Consider the following 7,076-nt stretch of genomic DNA (forward strand, 5'->3'; position numbering starts at 1 on the left):
CGAAGTGCTGTTCGCCGAGCTCGGAGCGCTCAAGTCCCGCGGCGTCGACACGTCGCGCCTGAAGGTGAGCGCCAACGCGCACATCATCACGCAGTACCACCGCACGCTCGACAAGGTCACCGAGCGCTTCCTCGGCAAGCGCATGATCGGCACCACCGGCCGCGGCATCGGTCCGAGCTACGCCGACAAGATCAACCGCGTCGGCATCCGCATCCAGGACCTCTTCGACGAGAACATCCTGCGCCAGAAGGTCGAGGGCGCCCTCGACCAGAAGAACCACCTGCTGGTGAAGGTCTTCAACCGCCGCGCCATCACGTGCGACGAGATCGTCGACGACCTGCTGTCGTACGCAGAGCGCCTGCGGCCGATGGTCGCCGACACGTCGCTGCTGCTGAACGACGCGCTCGACGCCGGCGACGTGGTGGTGTTCGAGGGCGGCCAGGCAACCATGCTCGACGTCGACCACGGCACGTACCCCTTCGTGACGTCGTCGTCGGCGACGGCGGGCGGCGCGGCGACCGGCTCGGGCGTCGGTCCGAACCGCCTCGACCGCATCGTGGGCATCGTGAAGGCCTACACGACCCGCGTCGGCTCGGGCCCGTTCCCGACGGAGCTGTTCGACGACAACGGCGACTTCCTGCGCTCGCGGGGCTTCGAGTTCGGCACGACGACCGGCCGCCCGCGCCGCGTGGGCTGGTACGACGCGCCGATCACCCGGTACGCCACGCGCATCAACGGCATCACCGACCTCGTGCTCACGAAGCTCGACATCCTGACCGGCCTCGACCGGATCCCGGTCTGCGTCGCGTACGACGTCGACGGTCAGCGTTTCGACGAGGTGCCGGTGAACCAGTCCGACTTCCACCACGCGGTGCCGATCCTGGAGTACTTCCCCGGCTGGAAGCAGGACCTCTCGGGCGCCCGCACCTTCGAGGACCTGCCGATCGAGGCTCAGGAGTACGTCCTCGCGCTCGAGGCGATGAGCGGCACCCGCATCTCGGTGATCGGCGTGGGCCCCGCCCGCGACGCCGTGATCGTGCGCCACGACCTCGTCGACTGACGTGAGGTTCTGGCTGGGCGGGTACACCGCCGACATGGGCGGCAGTGCGACCGGGATCGGGATGCTGCTCGCCGGCCCCGCCGACGAGGCCTCGGCCGGGGGCGCCCTGGCGTACGCGGGCGAGCTCGCCGCGGCCGATTCACCGTCATGGCTCGCCCCGCATCCGACGCTCGACGTGGTGTACGCCGCCCTCGAGGCCCGCCAGCAGGTGCAGGCGTTCCGCCGCACCGGCGAGACGTCGTTCACGCCGCTCGGCGAACCGGTCGCGGCGGGCGAGGCGGTGTGCCACGTCGCCGTCGCCCCCGACGGCGGGTCGCTCATCGCCAGCTGCTGGGGCGACGGTCGCGTGGTGCGGATGTCGGTGGATGCCGCCGGCCGCCCCTCCTCGCCGGTCCTGGCCCCGGCGGCCGTCGACCCGTACGGTCCCGACGCCGCCCCGGCAGAGCCGGGCGACCTCGACCTCGCGGCGGCGGCCCGCGCGCTGCGCGAGGCCGCGGGCGAGGAGTTCGCGCACCTCGTGCCCGACCACGACGTGATCGAGGAGCCTGCCGAGGGAGAGACCGAACGGCCTTCCCGTGCCCATGAAGCCGTGTTCCTGCCGGGCGGACTGGTCGCGACCACCGACCTCGGCTACGACGTGGTGCGGTTCTGGCGCGCCGGCGCGACGGCGCTGACACCCCTGCAGCAGGTGGCCCTGCCCAAGGGCAGCGGGCCGCGGCACATGGTGTGGCATCCGAGCGGGCACCTGTACGTCGTGACCGAGCTGTCGTGCGAGCTGTTCGTGCTGGCCCCTGCGGCCGACGGCAGGTGGCGCGTCGTCGGCGGTGCGCCCCTCGGCGCCGGCACGCTGCCCGGTGACAGTGCCGCAGAGCTCGCGACGTCGCGTGACGGCGAGTTCGTCTACGCCGGCGTGCGCGGCAGCAACACGGTCGCCACGCTGCGCGTCCGCGGCGCAGGCGAGTCGGTCGCGCCGGTGGCGCTCGTCGACGCCGGCGTGAACTGGCCGCGCCACCACGTGGTCGTGCGCGACACGCTGCTCGTGGCCGGGCAGCTGTCGGACGAGGTCGCCTCGCTCACGCTGGATCTGCGCACCGGCGTGCCCGGTCGTGTGCGGCACCGCACGCCCGCTCCCTCGCCGACCTGCCTGCTCGCGGTCCGCTGACCGGCGGGCGGGGCATCTCCCCGCCCGCGCGTCACGAGGCGACGACCGCCGCCGCGTGCGGTGCCCGCTCCGACAGCCGAGCGACCACATGCTCCGCATCACGGCGCATGCCCATCAGCGTCGGCGAGGCCACCGAGTACTGGAACGGCAGGCCCACGAAGGCCAGGCCGGGGACACGGGTCGCGATACCGCGGGCGTGGTCGGGCCACCCGTCGGCGCCGAACGCCGCCGGGATCTCGAGGAACGCCAGGTCGGGGCGGGAGCCCGTGCACCAGACGATCGTCGCGGCATCGACCGGGCGCCGGTCGACGACGGCGTGTCCGGCGTCGACGCCGGTGACGCGCCCGGCACGGCGCACCCCGGCGCGGTCGAGGTCCGACAGGTGGTTGCGCACGAGGTTGACGCCGTGGCCGCGGTTCTCGGCCATGAACCGGCGGCCCCGCTCGGTGTCGATCGTCAGGCCCCGCAGGCGGCGGATGGCGATGCCGGCGATGAGGTTGCCGATCGGCGTGTCGATGCGACCGGGCACCTGACCGGGGTGACGGCCGGCGAGCGTCGTGACGTGTCCTGCCGCGGCGGCCTCCAGCGCGATGTCGGTGCCCGAGTTGCCGGCGCCGACCACCAGCACGGGACCGGGCTCGAGGTCCTCAGGGCCGCGGTAGGCGAGCGAGTGCACCGTGCGGACGGCTGGATCGAGGTCTGCGGCGAACGACGGCACGATCGGAACGTGGTGCGCGCCCGCGGCGATCACGACGTGCGCGGCGGCGAGCTCGTCGCCGGTCGACAGCGCGAGCCGGAACCGGCCTTCGGCGTCGAGCGAGAGCCGCGTCACGCGGGTCGACAGCCGCACCGGCGCACCGATGACGGCGGCGCAGCGCTCCAGGTAGTCGGCGAACTGGGCGCCGGTCGGGTAGGCGAAGTAGCCGATGCCGAGCGGGATGCCGTCCAGCTCGGCCCAACGCCGCGGCGTGAACAGCCGCAGCGAGCGGTACCGCTCGCGCCAGGTGTCGCCGACGCGCGCGCCCGCGTCGATCAGCAGATGATCGATGCCTCGGTCGGTCAGCAGCTGCGAGGTGTGAAGTCCCGCGGCGCCCGCACCGATGACGACGGTGTCGAGTTCTGTGGTGTCCATGTCATCCTCCTGCGCTCACGGTAGGTCGGCGCAGGAGTGCGCGGCATCGGCAGAAATGACCAATTCGGGTCCTGCTTCGGCAGACGAGCGGCGCGGATGCCGCACTCGCCGCCATGCACGCAGGCCGCGGGGTCAGTGCCCGGCCGCCAGGCCGTGCTCGAACGCGTACGCCGTGGCGGCCGACCGGCTCGGCACGCCCAGCTTCGCGAGGATGCTGCCCACGTGCCGGGCGACGGTGCGCTCGCTGAGAAAGAGATGCTCGGCGATGCGCCGGTTCGACCAGCCCCGTGACACCAGCGCCAGCACTTCGCGCTCGCGACGGCTCAGACCGGGATCGGCGCCGACCCCGACCGCACCGGCGGACGCGGCGCGCTCCAGCCGTGCCAGGTCGGGGATCGCGCCGAGCCCCTCGAGCACGCCGCGGGCCGCGTCGAACTCGAGCTCGGCGCCCTCGTCATCGCCGAGCGCACGCAGGGCGACGCCGATCGACACGCGTGTCAGCGCGGCTTCGTGCGGCGCGTCCAGCCGCCGCCACGCCGCCCAGGCCGCCCGCAGCAGAGGCAGCGCCCCGAGCGGGCGGCCGTCCGCGATGGCCACCTCCCCATCGGCACGCGACGACAGTCCGCGAAGGTAGAGCGTGTCGAACTCCGTCGCGCACGCGGCGAGCTCGGCCGCGGCCGACCGCGCCTCATCCACGTCCCCCCGATCGAGGGCGATCCATACCGCCGCCGCGAGCACTTCCGAGCGGGTCGCGGGGTCGACGACGGTGTCCCGCGCGGTGGCGAGACCGGCCCAGGCCCCGGCGAGGTCACCGGTGTCGCGGTGCAGCAGCGCCAGCCCCGGCTGCACGTCGCGCCCGAGCGCCGCAGCCCGGCGCAGCGCGTCGCGGCAGGCATCCGGGCGCCCCGCCATGCGGTCCAGGTCGGCGACGCGGTACCAGGCGTTCGCGAGCGTCTCGGTGCGCTCCTCGGTCGCGCACACCTGGGCTGCAGCCGACGCGGCGCCCGGCCACTCGCCGCCGAGCTGCATGACGCTCGCACGGTGCAGCGTGCACTCGCCGCGGAACGGCTCGAGCCCGCGCTGCGCGTCGCACCAGTCGCCGAGCTCACGGGTCCACACGCGCGCCCGCTCGATGTCTCCGCGGGCGAGCAGGCTGGCGATGACCGCGCAGTACGCCGGTCCGGCGGCGCGGTCGCTCACGCGGCCGTCGGCGATCCGCAGCATCACCCCGTCGAACGTCTCGAACGCCTCGCCCGCACGGCCGTCGGCCAGCAGCGCCCGGCCGAGGCCCATCGTGGCCAGGGTCGCCGTGTCGGCGTCGTGTGCGGCATCCGCCTTCTCGATCGCGTCACGGTAGAGCCGGACGGATGCCGCCGCCTCGCCGCGGGCGAACGCCCCGAATCCCGCGCACAGCGCCCGCACCCCGTCTGTCGCGGGGGAGGCGGCGGGGCGTGCGCACAGCTCCATGAGCCGACCCATCCAGGCCCCCGACCGGACCGCGTCGCCATGCTCGCTCAGCGTGAAGCCGAGCCAGAACACGCAGCGGACGGCCGCCGCGAGGTCGCCGTCGTCGAGGTAGCGCAGGTGCGCGCGCTCCCAGGCGCGCTGCGCCACGTCGTCGCGACCGACGAACCAGGCCGCCTGGCCGAGTTCGTCCAGCTCGTCGCCGGCCAGCGTGGCCTCACGTGCGGCGAGCTGCTCGAACCGTCCGGTCCAGTCCACGACGGCCGTGCCGCGGATCGCCATGCGCAAAGTATGGGCGCGCGGCGATCCCCCGGCAAGACCGCGGAGGTCAGAACTTGGCGTCCTGCTTCGGGATGAAGACCTGCTTGATGATGAGCAGGATCGACGCCGTCACGGGGATCGCGACGAGGGCGCCGAGCAGGCCCAGGAGCGTGCCACCGACCATGGCGCCGATGACCACGAGTGCACCCGGCACCGAGATGGCCTTGTTCATGACCTTGGGGGTCAGCACATACGCCTCGAGCTGCATGTAGACGAGATAGATCACCGCGAAGATCAGCGCCGGCAGCCAGCCGCTGAAGAGGGCGATGACGGTGGCCGTGATCCAGTAGAGCACCGAACCGATGAGCGGGATGAGCGTGATGCAGAAGGCGAGCACGCCCATGAGCGCCGGGAACGGCAGTCCGAGGAACAGGTGCAGAAGGAACGCCACGATCGAGTTGCAGAACGCCAGCACGACCATGCCCATGAGGTAGGCGCCGATGGAGTCGGTGATCTGGTCGGTCATTCCGGTCGCCTTGGCCCGGTTGCGCGCCGGAACGAAGCGGACGAACGCCACCTTCATGGACGGGAGCCCGGCGAGGAAGTAGAGGCTCAGCACCAGAACGATGATGAGGCCGGAGATCGTCGTCCCGACGTTGACCGCGAAGTTCACGACGCCGCCGCCGATCGCGGCGATGTTGGCCGGATTGGTGAGGAACTTCTGTACCTGGTCGGTGATCTCGCCGACCTGGTCGCCGAACGTCGAGTTCAGCCACGCATAGAAATCGGATGCCTCGAAGTCCTTGATGAGCTGCGGCAGGTCGGCGATGAATGCCGAGATCTGCTTGACGAGGGTCGGCACGACGAGCAGCAGAACCCCGGCGAACACGACGGCGAAGACGGTGTACACGATCACGATCGCCCATGGCCGCGACACACTGTGCTTGCCGAGCCACCGCACCACCGGGTCGAGCCCCAGCGCGGCGAACAGAGCGAACACGACATAGATGATGATCGTCGAGAGGTTCCAGAAGGCCAGGCCCAGCATCACAGCGACGAGGCCGCCGAGGGTGAGCAGCAGGCCGAGCTGGAACGGGCTGTTCAGGTTGGCCCAGAACGTCTTCCCCGCGGGCGCCTCGCCCGTGAACACGGGGGTGCCGTCGGGCCCGGTGACCGAGCCGTCGGCGTTGGGCGTCCGCGCGACGGCAGTGGTCGCGGACTGGCCGCCGGTGCCCGCGTGCGGATCTGCGGACAGCGGCTCTTCGGCCTCGGCGCCCGTGGCGCCGATCGTGGGCGAGGCATCGGTCATGCGACACACTCTAGGGCCGCGTCACCTGCCGGCGCAGGAGCGCGGCGACGCGGGATTCCGGGTCCGCACGCTCGGGTAGGGTCGAGGGGCGAAGGAGGACCCCATGATCGAAGACCCCACGGCGACGCTCACCCGTCTGCGCAGCAGCATCGACAACATCGACGCCGCCCTGGTCTATCTGCTGGCGGAGCGCTTCAAGGCGACGAAGCAGGTGGGGCACCTCAAGGCCGAGCACGGCATGCCCGCGTCCGATCCGGCACGCGAGGAGCAGCAGGTCGCGCGCCTGCGCAGTCTGGCCGAGCAGGCCGACCTCGATCCTGCCTTCGCCGAGAAGTGGTTCAACTTCGTGGTGGCCGAGGTCATCCGCCACCACACCGAGGCCGCCGACAGCCGCTGAGAAGCGGATGCCGGGGCGCCTCCGGCAGGCTGTGACCGTGGCGCCGTGGTATCACGCGTGCGCGAAGTACCGAAGCGGGCCGATCGGTGTCGAATTTGCCTCGACCACCGGCACCGTGAAACGGTGGATGAGGTCCTTCACGGGCCACCCCACCGACCAGTCCGCGGTCGCTGGTGACGTTCACCCGAGCGTCAGACCGGCGAGCGTACGGTCGGCGGCCGCGGCGCGGATCCGACATCCGCTGCGAGAGCGGCCGCCACCCGGGCGCGACCGATGCAGCTCCTGCACCGG

The 7,076-nt window shown here is 72.2% G+C and carries 6 protein-coding genes; 3 read left to right on the plus strand and 3 right to left on the minus strand.

Annotated features, from left to right (window positions below; genetic code table 11):
• Positions 1–1,060: adenylosuccinate synthase (locus ACTHNQ_RS16520; protein WP_440335045.1), on the plus strand; the 1,060-nt coding region annotated here is incomplete at its 5' end.
• Position 1,061: 1 nt separating this feature from the next.
• A complete protein-coding gene (locus tag ACTHNQ_RS16525) occupies positions 1,062–2,222 on the plus strand; it encodes a lactonase family protein (protein WP_440335046.1) in 1,161 nt (386 codons plus the stop codon).
• 31 nt (positions 2,223–2,253) lie between these two features.
• Here ACTHNQ_RS16525 and ACTHNQ_RS16530 read toward each other — a convergent pair whose 3' ends face one another.
• The 3 genes from ACTHNQ_RS16530 to ACTHNQ_RS16540 form a co-directional block, all read right to left on the minus strand.
• Positions 2,254–3,354, minus strand: a complete 1,101-nt coding sequence (locus ACTHNQ_RS16530; RefSeq protein WP_440335047.1) for a flavin-containing monooxygenase — start codon at positions 3,352–3,354, stop codon at positions 2,254–2,256.
• Between the two features lie 132 nt (positions 3,355–3,486).
• Positions 3,487–5,100, minus strand: coding sequence for a LuxR C-terminal-related transcriptional regulator (locus tag ACTHNQ_RS16535; RefSeq protein ID WP_440335048.1), 1,614 nt, complete (start codon positions 5,098–5,100; stop codon positions 3,487–3,489).
• 46 nt (positions 5,101–5,146) lie between these two features.
• Complete coding sequence (locus ACTHNQ_RS16540) at positions 5,147–6,388, minus strand: AI-2E family transporter (protein WP_440335049.1); 1,242 nt, start codon at positions 6,386–6,388, stop codon at positions 5,147–5,149.
• Between the two features lie 103 nt (positions 6,389–6,491).
• Between ACTHNQ_RS16540 and ACTHNQ_RS16545 the strand changes: the two genes are divergently transcribed.
• Positions 6,492–6,785, plus strand: coding sequence for a chorismate mutase (locus ACTHNQ_RS16545; RefSeq protein WP_440335050.1), 294 nt, complete (start codon positions 6,492–6,494; stop codon positions 6,783–6,785).
• Positions 6,786–7,076: the final 291 nt, after the last annotated feature.

Source organism: Microbacterium sp., from assembly GCF_051953575.1.
Taxonomy (GTDB): Bacteria; Actinomycetota; Actinomycetes; order Actinomycetales; family Microbacteriaceae; genus Microbacterium.

Bases quoted from the DNA above. Each gene is read 5' to 3' on its own strand.
- ACTHNQ_RS16535 (WP_440335048.1), bottom strand. From the start codon at position 5,100: ATGGCGATCCGCGGCACGGCCGTCGTGGACTGGACCGGACGGTTCGAG.
- ACTHNQ_RS16545 (WP_440335050.1), top strand. From the start codon at position 6,492: ATGATCGAAGACCCCACGGCGACGCTCACCCGTCTGCGCAGCAGCATC.
- ACTHNQ_RS16530 (WP_440335047.1), bottom strand. From the start codon at position 3,354: ATGGACACCACAGAACTCGACACCGTCGTCATCGGTGCGGGCGCCGCG.
- ACTHNQ_RS16540 (WP_440335049.1), bottom strand. From the start codon at position 6,388: ATGACCGATGCCTCGCCCACGATCGGCGCCACGGGCGCCGAGGCCGAA.